The organism is Nocardia sp. NPDC006982 (assembly GCF_042869435.1).
Taxonomy (GTDB): domain Bacteria; phylum Actinomycetota; class Actinomycetes; order Mycobacteriales; family Mycobacteriaceae; genus Nocardia.
On sequence record NZ_JBIAFV010000002.1, the window covers coordinates 215,471 to 231,502 of the forward strand.

14 protein-coding genes and 1 pseudogene are annotated in these 16,032 nt (G+C 63.5%); 3 read left to right on the plus strand and 12 right to left on the minus strand.

Annotated features, from left to right (window positions below; genetic code table 11):
* Positions 1–34: 34 nt before the first annotated feature.
* From ACFYOW_RS09995 to ACFYOW_RS10040, 10 genes are all read right to left on the minus strand, one after another.
* Positions 35–1,444 carry an MCE family protein gene (locus ACFYOW_RS09995; protein WP_387286409.1) on the minus strand — a complete coding sequence of 470 codons (1,410 nt, stop codon included), beginning with the start codon at positions 1,442–1,444 and terminating at the stop codon, positions 35–37.
* Positions 1,441–2,661 carry an MCE family protein gene (locus ACFYOW_RS10000; RefSeq protein WP_387286411.1) on the minus strand — a complete coding sequence of 407 codons (1,221 nt, stop codon included), beginning with the start codon at positions 2,659–2,661 and terminating at the stop codon, positions 1,441–1,443. Before ACFYOW_RS10000 ends, ACFYOW_RS09995 begins: the two co-directional genes overlap by 4 nt.
* Positions 2,658–3,926, minus strand: a complete 1,269-nt coding sequence (locus tag ACFYOW_RS10005) for an MCE family protein (protein WP_387286413.1) — start codon at positions 3,924–3,926, stop codon at positions 2,658–2,660. The genes ACFYOW_RS10000 and ACFYOW_RS10005 overlap by 4 nt, the downstream gene beginning before the upstream one ends.
* The gene (locus ACFYOW_RS10010) at positions 3,923–4,990 is read right to left on the minus strand and encodes an MCE family protein (protein ID WP_063046661.1); all 1,068 of its coding nucleotides are present in this window, start codon (positions 4,988–4,990) and stop codon (positions 3,923–3,925) included. Before ACFYOW_RS10010 ends, ACFYOW_RS10005 begins: the two co-directional genes overlap by 4 nt.
* Positions 4,987–6,015, minus strand: coding sequence for an MCE family protein (locus ACFYOW_RS10015; protein WP_387287428.1), 1,029 nt, complete (start codon positions 6,013–6,015; stop codon positions 4,987–4,989). Before ACFYOW_RS10015 ends, ACFYOW_RS10010 begins: the two co-directional genes overlap by 4 nt.
* A gap of 2 nt (positions 6,016–6,017) precedes the next feature.
* Positions 6,018–7,151, minus strand: a complete 1,134-nt coding sequence (locus ACFYOW_RS10020; protein WP_387287430.1) for an MCE family protein — start codon at positions 7,149–7,151, stop codon at positions 6,018–6,020.
* Positions 7,152–7,250: 99 nt separating this feature from the next.
* Positions 7,251–8,102 (minus strand): ABC transporter permease, encoded by an 852-nt coding sequence (locus tag ACFYOW_RS10025; protein WP_040686323.1) that lies wholly within the window; start codon positions 8,100–8,102, stop codon positions 7,251–7,253.
* 4 nt (positions 8,103–8,106) lie between these two features.
* Positions 8,107–8,871 (minus strand): MlaE family ABC transporter permease, encoded by a 765-nt coding sequence (locus ACFYOW_RS10030; protein ID WP_387286415.1) that lies wholly within the window; start codon positions 8,869–8,871, stop codon positions 8,107–8,109.
* A gap of 296 nt (positions 8,872–9,167) precedes the next feature.
* Complete coding sequence (locus ACFYOW_RS10035; protein WP_063046665.1) at positions 9,168–10,085, minus strand: 3-oxoacyl-ACP reductase; 918 nt, start codon at positions 10,083–10,085, stop codon at positions 9,168–9,170.
* A 120-nt stretch (positions 10,086–10,205) separates the two neighbouring features.
* The gene (locus tag ACFYOW_RS10040) at positions 10,206–10,394 is read right to left on the minus strand and encodes a ferredoxin (RefSeq protein ID WP_387286417.1); all 189 of its coding nucleotides are present in this window, start codon (positions 10,392–10,394) and stop codon (positions 10,206–10,208) included.
* Positions 10,395–10,602: 208 nt separating this feature from the next.
* On the opposite strand from ACFYOW_RS10040, the gene ACFYOW_RS10045 reads away from it, so the two are divergent.
* Complete coding sequence (locus tag ACFYOW_RS10045) at positions 10,603–11,796, plus strand: acyl-CoA dehydrogenase family protein (protein ID WP_364357308.1); 1,194 nt, start codon at positions 10,603–10,605, stop codon at positions 11,794–11,796.
* A gap of 96 nt (positions 11,797–11,892) precedes the next feature.
* Positions 11,893–12,999, plus strand: a complete 1,107-nt coding sequence (locus ACFYOW_RS10050) for an acyl-CoA dehydrogenase family protein (protein ID WP_387286419.1) — start codon at positions 11,893–11,895, stop codon at positions 12,997–12,999.
* Positions 13,000–13,167: 168 nt separating this feature from the next.
* Here the strand turns inward: ACFYOW_RS10050 and ACFYOW_RS10055 are convergent, their stop codons facing one another.
* Both ACFYOW_RS10055 and ACFYOW_RS10060 read right to left on the minus strand, forming a co-directional pair.
* A complete protein-coding gene (locus ACFYOW_RS10055) occupies positions 13,168–13,368 on the minus strand; it encodes a DUF397 domain-containing protein (RefSeq protein ID WP_387286421.1) in 201 nt (66 codons plus the stop codon).
* Positions 13,368–14,378, minus strand: a pseudogene (locus ACFYOW_RS10060) (helix-turn-helix domain-containing protein). Before ACFYOW_RS10060 ends, ACFYOW_RS10055 begins: the two are co-directional and overlap by 1 nt.
* 858 nt (positions 14,379–15,236) lie before the next feature.
* On the opposite strand from ACFYOW_RS10060, the gene ACFYOW_RS10065 reads away from it, so the two are divergent.
* Positions 15,237–15,896, plus strand: a complete 660-nt coding sequence (locus tag ACFYOW_RS10065; RefSeq protein WP_387286423.1) for a hypothetical protein — start codon at positions 15,237–15,239, stop codon at positions 15,894–15,896.
* The last annotated feature ends 136 nt before the right edge of the window (positions 15,897–16,032 follow it).

The following is a 16,032-nucleotide window of genomic DNA, read 5'->3' on the forward strand; positions in this document are numbered from 1 at the left end:
GCACGCTGTGACATGGTTCGTTCGCTACGCTCTCTCACTGCTGCTGCTCCTGAAGCATCGCCTGCCAACTCGACGGTATCGTGCCGGATCCGTCCTTTCCGATATCCCCCTGACGGTACGTGCGTCCGTCCGGTCCTATGAAAGTCCCACTGCTGGGATCCAATGTCGTACTGTGTGCGGCCGGGTGGGTCGAGCCCTGACCGCCGATCGGGTCACCCGAGGGCGTCACCGGCTGCGGCGGACCGAAGGCCGGGTTATTGCCTTCGGGCACATAGCCGTTCGGGTCGCGGCAAAGCTCCGGCGACGGCGCCCGCTTACCCGGCACCTCCATGCACGGCGTATTGCGGATACCGCGCACGGCTTCCTTGGCGTTCTGCGCCACCTTGCAGTACAGCCCGGGCGGCGTGTCCGGGGTGTCGAGCTGGGCGGGTGAGCGGCGCTGTTCCGGCGTGAGGAAGCCGGTGGTGCAGCCGGGCGGATCGTTGAGTTCCAGGTGGAAGTCCACCACGGCACCGTATTCGATGGGACCGCGGATGGCCGTCAGGAACGCGGCGGTCAGCGGTGGAAAAATCACCAGGATCTGTTCCAGACCCGAGTGATAGGTCACCCCGACCTGACCCACGCTGACCAGATTCGACAGCAGGATCGGCAGGGTCGGGCGCAGGTCCTGGAACAGCGAACTCACCTGCTGTGCCGCGCCGGGCGTCTTCTCGATGACATTGCGTAGCGCCGGATCATGGGCGCGCAGTTGGTCGGTGACCGTCGCCAGGTCCTGGGTCCACGACCGGATCGCCGCATCGGACCGATTCTGCGTATCCAGCAGCGGCCCGATCTTTTCCAGCAGATCCTTGGTCGGCTCGGCATTCGCCTGGGCCTCCTGCACCAGCAGCGATGCGGAATCGATGAACTTCTGCAGATCCGGTCCGGCCCCGTTGAAGGCCTTGAACGCATCGTCGATCACCTGCCGCAGTTTGGTATCGGCAATGCTGGACAGCAGACGATCGGAGCGGTCGAGCACGGTGCCGATATCCTCGGGCAGCTTGGTGCGATCCACCGGAATCACCGAACCGTCGGAAAGGTTGCCGCCCTTGGCATTCGCGACCGGCACCAGATCGACGTACTGCTCACCGATGGCCGAGACGCTGCGCACCCACGCGTCGACATCGGACGGAATCTTGTAATCGCTCTTGATGGACAGCTTCGCGTCCACACCCGTCGGAGTGAGCCGAACCTCTTCCACCTTGCCGACATTCGTGCCGCGGTAGGCGACATTGGCCGTCGGATACAGCCCGCCGGTGGCCAACAGTTTGACGGTCACCTCGTAGCGGCCGATACCGAACATGGCGGGCAGTCCCACATAGGTACCGCCCATCACCACCAAGCCGATCACCGTCAGCACCGAGAAGATGGCCAATTGGATCTTGACGAATCGCGTGAGTTTCATCGGCCCGCACCTTCCTGCCCGGCGGGCGGAACGGTGAGGCCGGGAATCGCGGGCAGACCCGGAATCAGCGGCAGCCCAGGGATACTCGGTGTCGGAGCCGGAGTCGCGCCAGGTGACTGCAGCGGTGCCGTCGCCGGATTGCTGTTGCCCTCCGCCGTCCCGGCCAGACCGCCGAGTGCACCCTCGACCCCACCGAACCGACCGCCGAGCGGAGTGCCGGTGAGGAAGTTCGAATCCAATCGCTTGCCCGTGATATCGACGGTCATGATCAGGTTCATGTAATCGCCCTTGACCGCGTGATCGAGATTCTTCATCGGGAACGGGAAGGTGAAGAGTATCTTCAGGACCTCGACCAGGCTGTTCCCGGTGCTGGCCAGCGTCTCCAGCACGGGTGCCAGATTCGCCAGATTCGCCTTGAGATTGTCCCCACCCTGCGCGATGATCCGCTGCACCACATCGCTCAGATCACCCAGGGCGGTCAGGGTATGCGTGATGTCCTCGCGCCGATCGGCGAGCACGGTGAGCGCCGGATGGATCTGTTCGATCGCCGCGGCCACCCGATCCTTCTGCTTGGCCAGTGTGCCTGCGAACCGGTCCAGTCCGCCCATCGCATCGATGATGTCTTTGGTCTGGGAATCCAGTGTGGTGGTCAGCTCGGTCAACTGTGGCAGCAGATCCCGGATCGCATCCTCGCGACCGTTGAATGCGGCATTGAGTTCGTGGGTAATGGTTTCGAGCTGACTGATGCCGCCGCCGTTGAGCACCACCGACAGCGATGACAGGGTCTGCTCGGTGGTCGGATAGACACCGGCCCGATCCAGCGGGATCAGATCGCCGTTCTTCAGCTCACCCTGTGCCGGAACATCTTTCGGCGCGGCGAGTTCGAGATGATTGCTGCCGAGCAGACTGGTCTGCCCGATTCGGGCGGTTGCATTGGCGGGCAGCTTCACATCGTTGTTCAACGAGACGGTGACCAGCGCGTGCCAGCCCTCGACCTCGATCTTCGATACCGTGCCGACCGTCACGTCGTTCACGCGGACCGGTGAATTGCGGGTCAGCGTGGTGACATTGGGCATCTGGATCTTGACTTCGTAGGCGTTGTCACTTCCGGCCGTACCGGGCATGGGCAGCGAATTGAGCCCGTCCCACTCGCAGCCGCTGACTCCGAGCACGACGGCCAATCCGATTGCCGCACCGGCCATTCGCATGCGCATCATCGCCCTCCTCCCGGAATGGCCAGCCCGGCGATACCGTTCGGCACCGTGACCGGATCCGATTGCGGCACCGAATCACTCGGCCCGCGCGCGGCCAGACTCGGCGGACTGTAGACGAGCTGGTGCGGGAACGCGGTCTGGTTGGAGGCCGGATTCGCGAGCAGCGGTGGGTAATTCATCATGAGCTGCTGGATGACCGGTGCCAGATACTGGCGGCACAGGGCGGCGCTCTGATCGGAACCGTTCGCGTCGTTCGCCTCGACCGCGCCGCAGAGGAAGGCGAACGGATTGGCGAAGTTCGGCGCGACGACGGCACCGGTGAGACTGCCCTGCGCCGGGTCGTAGATCTGATAGAAGTTCGCCAGCGACGTCGGCCCGGCATGCAATACCTGCTCGAGCTGGGGCCGCTTATCCGCGAGGATCTGGGTGACCTCGGCCAGCCGCTGCACACCCTCGGTCAGCGCACCGCCGCGCTCTTGGATGAACCGCTGCACATCACCGACGGCGATGTCGAGATTGTCCAGTCCGGCACCGAGATCACCGGAAACATTCGCGAGCACCGACGAGACCGAGGCGAGCCGACCGCCGAATTGCACGATCTGATCGTTGCTCTTGGACAGCACATCCACGAACTGCTGCAGATTGCGGATGGTGCCGAACAGATCGGTGCGCCCGTCCGACAACGTACTCAGCGTGTGCGACAGCTCGCGCAGGGTATCGCGCAACGCCTCCGCATTGCCATTGCCGAGATTGTCGGCGGCGGTATTCACGAACCGCCCGAACGAGCCCTGCTTATCGTCGCCGACCGGCCCCAATGTCGTTGCCAGTTTGGACAATTCGGCCTTGATGTCATCCCATTCGACCGGAACCGCGGTGTGCTCGATCGGAATCACGCTGCCGTCGTGCATTTTCGGCCCGCCGGTGTAGGCCGGGGCCAATTGGATGAATCGCGCCGACACCAGCGACGGCGAAATGATGACCGCCTTGGCGTCCGCGGGGATCTCGATGCCGCGATCGAGTGTCATCGCGACCCGGACCTGGTCCTTACCGGGATCGATGGAGTCGATCCGGCCGACCTTGACCCCGAGCACGCGCACCTCGTCACCGGCGTACAGGCCGTTCGTGGACGGGAAATACGCGGTGATCGAGGTCTTTCCGATCCGCGATATCAGTGCCCACCCGCCGGCGATCACCAGCGCGGCGATGACGACCAGTGCGAGCACCCGCACCCATTGCGGTGCCGAACGAACAGTGCGCAATGCATTCATCGCGGCGGCTCCTGAATCGCGGGCTCGATCGACGGCAACGCGGGGTCGGTCAGATAGGCGCGGAAGGAGTCCGGCACATGCTGCGGCCAGACCAGCGCGTCGACCAGGATCTGCAGGCCGCGCGTGGTCGCGTTCGAGACATACGCCTGGAAGTACGGACCACTGCCGACCTGCTCACCGAGCGCGGCCGAGAACGGACCGAGTCCATCGAGCGCCTTCGACAGGTTGTCTTTATTGGATTGCAGCAGTGCGAGCACCGAATTCAGCCGGTCCAGTGTGGGTTTCAGCTGCGCCTCGTTGTCGTTGACGAGGCCGGTCAGCTGCTGGGCCAGCCCGTTGATGTACACGATCAACTGACTCAGCGCGCCGCGCCGCCGATCCAATTCGCCGAGCAGGTCATTGCCGTCGACCAGTAGCGCGTTGATCTGATTGCTGCGATCGGCGAGCACCTTCGTGACGTTCTGCGCCCGGCCGAGCAACTCGGTCAACGCCTTGTCCCTGGCATTCAGGCTGCGCGAGAGCTGGGTGACGCCGTCGAGTGCCGACCGCAGCGGGGCCGGAGTGTCGGCGAAGGTCGTGGACAGCGCGTCCAGCGTCCGGTTGACCTGGTCCATGTCCAGGCCCTTGACGGTATTCGTCAGATCGCCGAGCGCGTCGGTGAGCGAATACGGCGAGGTGGTGCGGTCCAGCGGAATCGTGTCGTTCGTCCGGGTCGAGCCGCTGCCCGACGGGGTCACTTCGAGCGATTTGCGGCCGAGCACCGTATTGGTCTTGATGGCGGCACTCGTCTTATTGCCCAGCACAATTCCCTCGTCCAGCGTGAACCGGACGTAGACCTTCGCACCGTCCAGCTTCACCTGCTCGACGCGTCCCGACTTCACACCGGCGACCTGCACATTGTCACCGGGAACCAGTCCGCCCGCATCGGCGAAGTACGCGGTGTAGGTCGCGCCGGAGCGGATGAACGGCAGCCGGTCGACCTGCAGTGCGGACAGCGAGACCGTGGTCGCGACGACAATGCCGATGATGCCGAGCGAGACCGCGCGTGATCGAGTTTCCTTCATCGGCTCTTCGCACACCTTCCCGTCGTCTGCATACCGGGCAGGGTGATGTGCATCGGCTTGCCGTCCGGCCCGTCGACGATGAAGTTCGTGCCGCACACGTACATATTCAGGAACGAACCGTAGGAACCGATCCGGACCAGCTTCTTGTAGGTTTCGGGCAGTCGGTCCAGCACCCACTGGACGGTGTCGGACCCGTCGTCGAGGGTGGCGGCGACGGTGCCGGTCTGCTCGATGGTGGTCTTCAGATCCGGCCGGGCCTGCTGCAGCAGATCGGTCAGATCCCCTGTCGCGCCGGCGATCCGTGGCAGGGCGGCGCCGATCGGATCCTTGTCGGCGGCCAAACCGCTGACCAGCCGCTGCAGTTCCTCGAGTGTGGTGGCGAACTGCTGATCGCGGTCATCGATCGTGGCGAGCACGGTCTTCAGATTCTCGATCACGCTGCCGATCAACGCATCTCGATCGGCGAGGGTTTTGGCGAACGATCCGGAACTGTTCAGCAGCGCGACGAGCGTGCCGCCCTGGCCCTGGAAAACCTGGAGCAGCGCCTCGGTCAGATCGTTGACCTGAGCCGGATCGAGGCCGCGCAGCAGCGGTTTGAAGCCACCGAGCAACATATCCAGATCGAGTGCGGGCGAGGTCCGATCGAGGCCGATGGTGCTGCCCTTGGACATCACCTTCGCGGAGCCAGGCCCCTCCAGCAGTTCGAGATACCGGTCCCCGACCAGGTTTTCGTAGCGGATGGTCGCCTTGGTGCTGGTGTAGATCCGGTACCTGCTGTCCACATCGAAATCGACGTGGGCGAGATTGTCCTTGCCGACATGCACACCGGTCACCGAACCCACCGGCACACCGGCGATTCGAACCTTCGCACCGTCCAACATGCCGGAGGAGTTGGTGAAGACCGCGTGATAGCCGGTCTCTCTGGCGAAGCGCATCTGGCTGAACACCACCACCAGTCCGGCCAATACCAGGGCCATCACCAGCGTGAAGATCGTCAGCTTGACCGTTGTCGCACGGGGTTTGATGCTCACAGCTGCCCCACCCCCGGCAATCCGGCGAACAGCAGCTGGAACACCTTGGGCCCGTTCAGATGCGCCGTCGTCGACGGCGTCCACACGTGCCCCTCGGAGGTATCGGTGACCACGAAGTTCGCGTGGCTGTCCGGCACCCGGTCCAGCACGCCCTCGCAGTGCGGCCCACCGGTGGCATTCACCTTCGGCAGATCCTGCGGGTACTGGTAGGCGTCGGCGCCCGGCATGAAACTCGCGTTCAGCGGCACCGCGTCGAACCGTCCGCCGAAGATGTCCTCACCGATCGGGAGCACATTGGCCAGGCCGACGACCAGGCAGTACAGCGCGGGCTTGTAGTCGTTGAGCAGCTGGGTGGTCGGACGCAGCAGGTCCAGCGCCGTCACCAGCGGCTGTTCGTTCTCGTGCAGCACCGAGCCGGTGGTATCGGCCAATCCGATGAGGTTGGCCAGCATCGCATCGACGTTCTCCTGCTCCTCGACGAGCGTTTTGGCCGTCACCGTCGCGTTATCGGTGGTGCGCAGCAGATCCGGCACGGTGTCGGCATACAGATTGGTGACACCGGTCGAAGAGACCAGATCCCGTTGCAGCGCGGGCAGACTCGGATTGATATCGCGCAGGTAGGCATCGCTGCGGGCGAGCAGATCACCGAGCTTCTCACCGCGCCCCTGTAGCGCGGTGCCCAGCGCCGACAGTGTGGCATTGAGCTTTTCGGGCTCGATCTTCTGCAGCACATCGGTCAGATGCTGGAACAGCGTATTGAATTCGACGGTCACCGATTCGGCCGTCACGGTCGATCCCGGCTTCAGCGGGGCCGACGAAGCCTGGTCCGGCGCAGTGAAATTGATGTACTTGGCGCCGAATACGGTGGTGGACTTGATATCCACGGTCGCATTGGACGGAACCATCTTCAGCAGTTCGGGATCCATCGCCAGCGTCAGCTTCGCACCGTCGGCGGTCTGCTCGATCTCCGAGACCCGACCGATCTCCACACCGCGGATCTTCACCTTGGCGTCGGGATCGAGCACCAGGCCGCTGCGCGGCGCGTCCACCGTGACGGTCACCGTCTTGGTGAATCCGCCGAAGAACATGACCATCGCGATGGACACGACCGCGACCAGCGCGATCACCATGCCGAGCCCGGCGAGCTTGAGCCCGAGCCCGCCGCGCAGTGCCACGGCCCAGGCTGAAGTGTTTGGGCCGCTTCCCGATTGCTTCGTTGCCATACCGCTCTACCCGGAGAGATGGAAGTTGCCGGAGGTGCCGTAGATGGCCAGCGAGATCAGCAGTGTCACCGTGACCACCGCGACCAGGGAGGCCCGCACCGCATTGCCGACCGCGATCCCGACGCCGACCGGTCCGCCCGCGGCGTTGTAGCCGTAGTAGGTGTGAATCATCATGACCGCCAAGGCCATGAAGATCGCCTGGGCGAAGGACCAGAGGATGTCGCTGGGGATCAGGAAGGTGGAGAAGTAGTGGTCGTAGACGCCCGCCGACTGCCCGTAGATGACCACGGTGGCGAATCGGCTGGCGATGAACGAACAGATCACCGCGAGCGCGTACAGCGGCACGATCGCGATCATGCCCGCGAGCACCCGGGTGCCCACCAGATACGGCACCGGCCGGATCGCCATGGATTCGAGCGCGTCGATCTCCTCGGCCACCCGCATGGCGCCCAGCTGCGCGGTCGAACCCGCGCCGATGGTTGCGGCCAAACCGATTCCGGAGATCACCGGCGCCGCGATGCGCACATTGATGAATGCCGCGAAGAAGCCCGTCAGCGCCTCGACGCCGATATTGCCGAGCGAACTGTAACCCTGCACCGCGATGGTGCCACCGGTGAACAGCGTGAGAAATCCGACGATGACCACCGTGCCGCCGATAACCGCCAAAGCGCCTGTGCCCATGCTGATTTCGGCGATCAAACGAATGGTCTCGGTGCGATAGTAGATCAGTGCGCGTGGGATGGAACCGATTGTCTGCGCATAGAACACCGCATGTTTACCCAGCGAATCGAGCGAGTTCGAAAAGCGACGCACTCGTCGCACGGTACGCGGGAAGCGGGATTGGATTACGAATGCCATCGCCTCACCGCGCCGCGAACTTGATACCGACGGCGGTGACCACAACATTCACCACGAACAAGGCCATAAAGGCGAAGACGACGGTCTGATTCACCGCATCACCGACACTCTTGGGACCACCTTTGACATTCAGGCCGAGATAACAGGCCACCAGTCCGGCGATCAGCCCGAACAATCCGGCCTTCACTTCGGAGATGACCAGCTCGGGCAGATGGGTGAGCAGCGTGATGCCATTGACGAAAGCGCCGGGATTCACGTCCTGCAGCAGCACCGAGAACAGGAAGCCGCCGACGATGCCGATGGTGCACACCAGGCCGTTCAACATCAATGCCACGAACATCGAGGCCAGCACGCGCGGCACCACCAGCCGCTGCACCGGGTCGATACCGAGTACGCGCATCGCATCGATCTCTTCGCGAATGGTTCGAGCCCCGAGATCCGCGCAGATCGCGGTGGCGCCTGCGCCCGCCACGATCAATACGGTGACAATCGGCCCGACCTGGGTGACCGCACCGAATGCCGCACCGGCGCCGCTGAGATCCGCGGCGCCGATCTCGCGCAGCAGAATGTTGAGCGTGAAGCTCACCAGCACGGTGAACGGAATCGCCACCAGCAGTGTCGGAATGATCGAAACGCGTGCGATGAACCAGGCCTGATCAATGAACTCGCGCCCTTGGAACGGACGTCGAATGCTGGCCCGCGCGACGTCGGCAACGAGTTCGAAGAATCCGCCGACTGCCCGCAATGGCACAGCAAGGACCTCGTTCATGCACGATCCTCCTTGCTCATCCTGCTGATTCTGCTCATCGCACGATGGCCCGCCCTGGCCACATCGCCGCAACGATTAGAACATGTTCACATTGCTGTAGGAAGCTTTTTGGCATATTTGAACTGCCATTTTTCTCAAATTCGGCCCATGAATTTGTAACAGGTGTCATTTGAGGGTGGCCTAACCTTCGTGAGGCGTTACGCACCGTCGACTCCCATGTCTACCAAGTGCCGCACCGGTGATCAACAACTGGACGAGCGATCAGCTGGTTTTCGATGGCACCCGCCATCACAGTGTCAGTTGTCCAGATCGATCAAAGAAGACGCTGAAAACGTACGCCCTGTGGGCCGCTGCGCGAAGTAACCGCCGAGCGTGGCGGCGAGATCATTTACCGACCAGTGATCATCGGCGGCATCGAAGCGCTCCTCGACGACCGGCGCGGCCATCAAGGCGACCATCGGCCCGTACACCACGAACAGTTGGCCGTTGACCGCGTCGGCGGCGGGCGAAGCGAGATATGCGACCAAGCGCGCCACATGATCCGGCGAGAGCGGATCGATGCCGCCCTCCGGCGCCGCGCTGAAGACCGCCTCGGTCATCGCGGTGCGCGCCCGCGGCGCAATCGCATTGGCGCGCACGCCGAATCGGGACAGACCGCGCGCGGCGGAGAGCGTCAGCGCGGTGATACCCGCCTTGGCCGCACCGTAGTTGGCCTGCCCCTCCGGGCCGAGCAGGCCCGCCTCGGAAGAGGTGTTGACGAGCCTGCCGTAGATCGGCGCGCCCGCCGCCTTGGACTTGGCCCGCCAGTAGGCGCCCGCATTACGAGTCAATAGGAAATGGCCGCGCAGATGCACCGCGACCACCGCGTCGAAATCCTCGTCGGACATGTTGAACAGCATGCGGTCGCGGGTGATGCCCGCATTGTTCACCACGATGTCGACGCTGCCGAAAGCTTCCTCGGCGGTGCTGATGAGCGCATCGGCGGTCGACCGCTCGGCAATGCTGCCCGCGACGAACTCGGCCTTGGCGCCGAGCGCACGGATATCGGCGAGGGTCTCGGCCACCGCATCCGACTCCGTCAGGTCGTTGACCACCACCGACGCGCCCGCCCCCGCCAAGGCCAGCGCCTCGGCGCGCCCCAGTCCGGCGCCGCCACCGGTAACGATGGCCACCCGCCCAGCAAGGCTCACATCCGTGTTGTCTACATCACTCACGGCTGCACCTCGCTGCGCTCGGTTCCGCCGTGTGTGATACACGCTGTGTCTTCGGTTCGTTCGCTGCGCTCACTCACGGGCCGACTCTAGAACGTGTTCCTATCTGACGGCAAGCGCCGGCTACTGCAACTTCAGCGCCGCCTTCGGACACTGGGCCACCGCGTCTTCGACATCGGCGAGCCGATCCTCAGGTACGTCGGCTTCCACGATGTGCAGCACATCCTCGTCATCGAGTTCGAACACGTCGGGGGCGATTCCGACACAGATTCCGTTGGCCTCACACTGATCCAGATCGACCGTGACCTTCATGGGAACTCCTTAAACGCGACTCTGGTCGAAGCCTAACAACACCAGGTCATATCGGGTACCGCCATTGTGCGGATTCGGTAGCAATACTGGAACATGTTTCAGTTCGTATGCAATGATCGGTTGACCGACACCGAACGAAGGCTGAACTATTCCCACCCCGCCGACTCCGCAAGCTCCGTCGGCTGACCATCCCCCAAGAGGTATTGCCATGCGCATTGCGTACACGCCGCAGCAGGAAGAGCTCCGCGCGGAGCTGCGCGACTACTTCGCGCGGCTGATCACCCCGGAGCGCCGAGCCGCGCTGAGCGCGACCACCGGCGAGTACGGCCACGGCAACGTCTACCGCGAGGTGGTCCAGGAAATGGGCCGCGACGGCTGGCTCACCCTGGCCTGGCCCAAGGAGTTCGGCGGCCAGGACCGCCCGACCATGGACCAGCTGATCTTCACCGATGAGGCGGCCATCGCCGGTGCGCCGGTGCCCTTCCTCACCATCAATTCGGTGGCGCCGACGATCATGCACTACGGCAGCGAGGAGCAGAAGAAGTTCTTCCTGCCCAAGATCGCCGCGGGCGAACTGCACTTCTCCATCGGCTATTCGGAACCGGGCGCGGGCACCGACCTGGCCAGCCTGCGCACCACCGCCGTGCGCGACGGCGACGACTACGTGATCAACGGCCAGAAGATGTGGACCAGCCTGATCGCGTACGCCGACTATGTCTGGCTCGCGGTCCGCACCGATCCGACTGCCAAGAAGCACAAGGGCATCAGCATGCTCATCGTGCCGACCACTGCCGAGGGCTTCTCCTGGACCCCGGTGCACACCATGGCCGGACCGGATACCAGCGCCACCTACTACCAGGACGTCCGGGTGCCGACCAGTTCGCTGGTCGGCCAGGAGAACGGCGGCTGGGCGCTGATCACCAATCAACTCAACCACGAACGCGTCGCGCTCACCTCGGCCGGACCGCTCATGGTCGCGCTGAACCAGACCACCGAATGGGCACGCAACACCAAGGCAGGCGACGGTTCCCGGGTCATCGATCAGGAATGGGTGCGGCTCAATCTGGCCAGGGTGCAGGCCAAGGTCGAATATCTGAAGCTGCTGAACTGGGAGATCGCCAGCCGCGCCGATGCGGGCGGGGATGCCGCACCGCGGCCGTGGGACGCCTCGACCTGCAAGGTCTACGGCACCGAACTGTCCACCGAGGCCTACCGGCTGCTGATGGAAATCCTCGGCCCGCAGGCCTATCTGCGTCAGGATTCGCCCGGCGCCGAGCTGCGCGGACGGTTGGAGCGGTTCCACCGCGCCGCGCTGATCCTCACCTTCGGTGGCGGCACCAACGAGGTCCAGCGCGACATCATCGCCATGACCGCGCTGAAGCAACCCGCCGCCGCGCGCTGAGCTGTATTCGATCGCGGCGCTCCCGGGGCCCCACGTGGTCACGCAAGCTACCGCCTCCGGGCCCGTCGCTCGCACCGCAGAAAGCAGGTAGACACCATGGATTTCACACCCACCGAAGCTCAGCTCGATCTGACCCGCCTGACCGCCGAGGTCTGCGCCAAATTGGTCACCGCGGACCGGATCCGCGAACTCGATGCCGAGGGCCGCTTCGACGGCCCACTGTGGCAGTCGCTCGCGGAGACCGGCGTTTTGGCCGCCGCACTGCCGGAGTCGGTGGGCGGCGGCGATTTCGGCGCGCTCGAGCAGAGTTCCGTGCTGCGTGAACTCGGCAAGCACGTCGCCGCGGTCCCGTACCTGTGGTCGATCGTGGTTGGCGCGGGTGCGCTCGCGCGTTTCGGCTCGGACGCTCAACAGGATTGGGCACGCCAGGCGGGCGAGGGCAGCATCATCCTCACCGCCGGGCTCGCCGAGGAGCACAACTGGGAGCCGACCAAACCGACCACCGTTGCGCACGAGGCCGACGGCACCTGGCGACTCACCGGCGCGAAGACCACGGTGCCCTACGCCGATCGTGCGGCCCGAATCCTGGTCCCCGCCACGGTTTCCGGAGCTCCCGCACTGTTCCTGGTGGATCCCACCGATGCGACGGTGAACCTGACCGCACAGCGCGTGGTCGACTTCAGCGCCGAGTTCGGCGTCGAATTCCATGACACCCCGGCCGAATTGGTCGCGACGGTCGACTCCGGTGCGGAAATCCTGGACTGGATCCTGACCCGCGCCTGGCTCGGCCTGAGCGCACAGCAATTGGGCACCCTGGAGCGCGCACTCGAGCTGGTCGCCGAATATGCCCGCGAGCGTGAGCAATTCGGCAAGGCGGTCGGCAGCTTCCAGGCCGTAGCGCAGCGCCTCGCCGATGCCTACATCGACGTTCAGGGGCTGCGGCTGGCGGTCACCCAGGCGGCCTGGCGGGTTTCCGAGGATCTTGCCAGCGCGGAAGCCGTACACACAGCCAAGTTCTGGGCCGCCGATGCCGGACACCGAGTGGCGCACACCGTGGTTCACGTGCACGGCGGCGTCGGCATCGACCGCGACCACATCGTGCACAACTACTTCACCGCCGCGAAGCACAATGAATTCGCACTGGGCGGGGCCACCGATCACCTGCGGGCCATCGGCTCTCTGCTCGCGGAAACTCCTGCCTGACCCAGGAATCCGCGCCTCGAATCGGCCCGCCGGACCTGCCACCGGCGGGCCGATTGTGCGCTGACATGCTCACCGGCTGTGAAAGCTCAGGCCAGCCGCTGGTACACGACTCGGTGCGGAAACGTTGGACAGGGACGCCCGCGTGAGGCGGGAGCAACGAGGTATCAATCAGGCGTTGAACTCGCCACGAGTTGCAGCAGCCATGAAGGCCGACCACTCGGCCGAGGAGAACGTCAGTGCCGGACCGGATGGGTTCTTCGAATCGCGAACGCCGACACGGTCGTTCGAGAGGAACGCGACTTCGACACAAGCCTTGTCACCGCCACTGCGGCTGCTCTTGAACCACTTCGCGTTCGAAAGATCGACCATCAGGACCCGTACTCCTTCGCCATCTGCCTCAAGAGAGCTCGGCTGGCGGGTACATCCATCGCACTGCGCCGCAGACCCTCGTACGCCTCATGGTATCGCTGAAGAGCGCTTGGTTTTGCAAGATACAAATCCCCGGTAACCGATTCCGTATAGACAACCGGCGGCTCGATCACCTGCCCCCGGCGATCCTCACCGAATTCGAGGATGATGAACGGGCCGACCGCGACACCCAACGGGATTCCCGCACTGAACGGGAGGATCTGCACGTTCACATTGGGGCGTCACCCCATCTCTGCCAGGTACCTCATCTGAGTTGCCATCACTTTCGGCCCGCCGACCATGCACCGCAGAACCGACTCTTTCAGGATGACATCGAGCTTCGCTGGCTGATACTTGCGCGTGATTCTGGCTTGTCGGCGCATTCGCAACTGCACCCTGCGCGCGTGCTCTTCCGGACCGTCATCCGGGTACACGGACCGGATCAGCACGCTCGCATAGGCAGGGGTCTGCAACAAACCGTGTACAAGTTCGGGCTCGTAAGTTGTCAGGCGCTGCGCCGACGCCTCCAGCCCGACGAAGTAGTCGAAGTTCGCCGGTATCAGATCATCGTACTCACACCACCAGCTCAGTTCATTGCCTTGTGCCGCAAGACCTTTCATCGCAGCAGTATGGATCGCGTCGAACTCGTAGATCTTGCACAGCGCGTCGAGGTCCACCTCGCGCAGATTCGCAACCACCCCCTTCTCGATGCGCTGCAACGTGCTGGCGCTGCGCTCCAATAACCCTGCCGCCTGCTGAAGCGAGAGCCCGCACCCTTGCCTCCCATCGCGCAGATACTTCCCCAGCTGCCGCCGCGCCAGCGTCGACCCGTCCATCGATCCGTCCTCCGACATGCCCGCCTCCCTGCAGGTTTCGCGTTGTACGGCCCAGCACACCACGCCGCAATCCCACCTGGACCCAACATGACGAATTCTCATGCAATCAGCGCATAACCCCAGGAAGTGTTGCATCCCACAGCGATTCACAACCCGACTCGCCCCACGCAATCACGTTCGCCGTGCACCGCGTGCCGACTCGCTCGGCCGAGCTTGACGTCGGGCTGTGGCGACTATCACCCGTCACGGCACCACACGACTCGAACCCCCAGGATCGATCCCATTCGTAGTGTTTGTGCGTCCTAATGGAACCGATCATCCGATTCATGCGTCCAGTACTTTGGGCGAACGAGCAGAGAGGAGGGGCTGTCGATGGACGTGGACACTCTGCCACGAGTTTCACCTGCCGGACACAAACCAACGGCATCCGGCATGAAGCGTGTTCGTCCACAAGGGCTTTCACCTGCTAAAGCACGCCAGCTGCTCCGTTTGACAATGCGAACTATGCCAGACAGTGTGGTGGCGTCCGCCTCATGGCGGAGCTAGCGCAAATGGGGGTTTGATGCAGATTCCAGAGAAGACAACGCTGTCCGCGTTGACGGCCAGCGGTTACCGCGAGGTGCGATGATGGCCGGAGGGTTTTACAACCACTACGACGACCCCGACGAATTCTGGGACGAAGAACCCCTTGAACCGAAGCCCAAAACCTCTCCTGCGGTGCCAACTCCACACCATCCTCTGAGCCCGCCTCCTTCGCTAAGTCCGGCTCCACCGGCAACGCCCGCTCGTCCCGACACCCCACCTCACCCATTCAACCCGCCTCCTCTTGCTGCTCCCGGAGATCCCGATCTTTCGCAGACATCGAGTTTGCGCGGGTCGCCTGTTTCAACCTCCGATACCACGCCTCCGCGAACACCAGATTCAGGAGGACTCGACAAGCTACTTAACGACCTTGCCCAGTTCCACGGGTATACGCAGGCAATATCAGGTCTGATGCAAGAGGTCTTCACCGCCGGGCCGACCCACGTCACAGGTCGCGATACCACGGGGGCAGTGGAGGTCATTCTCACGGGCACAGGAGAACTCGCTCGAATTATCGTATCGGACAACTGGCAACGATACCTCGATCCAAGTGGTATCGGCACAGCCGTTGTCAACGCTGTCCAGGACGCCGAACAGAAGCGCTTCGAATCGACCTGCACCACCGCCGTCGAAAACGGCACTATCGACAGACTCGAAACATTAAGTATGAACGATGTCGTACCGACCAAGTTCACCCCACCAGAACCTACCCCCTCCTCGGCAGTCGGCACCGAGCAACTGCTGGAGGCAGCACTTCGAATGCTGAACAGCAATCCCAACGAAGCGAAGTCCGGCGAATTCGTGGGCACGATCGGTTCAGAGGACGAACTCTATGCGTCGATCACGTTGAGCAAAAACAGTATTGTCGACTGCATCATCCGCATTCCATGGGGAATGGAGGCCGGAGGCGGCTCGATTGCGTGGGCAGTCCAGGAATCATATGACCAGGCCCATCGTCGGCGGCTCGCAACTGGAAATGACAGTGCCGCAAGCACCTTCGGCACGATGGCCAACGACGCGATCCAAACCCTTGCCAACATGCAGATTCGATCACCTGAGGAGAAATGGTGAGCACCACTGCACAGGAGTTCAAGGTTGCCCAATGCCCCGCGAGCCGACTCAGATGTTCCGGCAGGCAAGCCAACTCGACGATAACTAGCTACATCATCAGTGATGGGACTCTACTGAACATGCAAAATCAATCGAC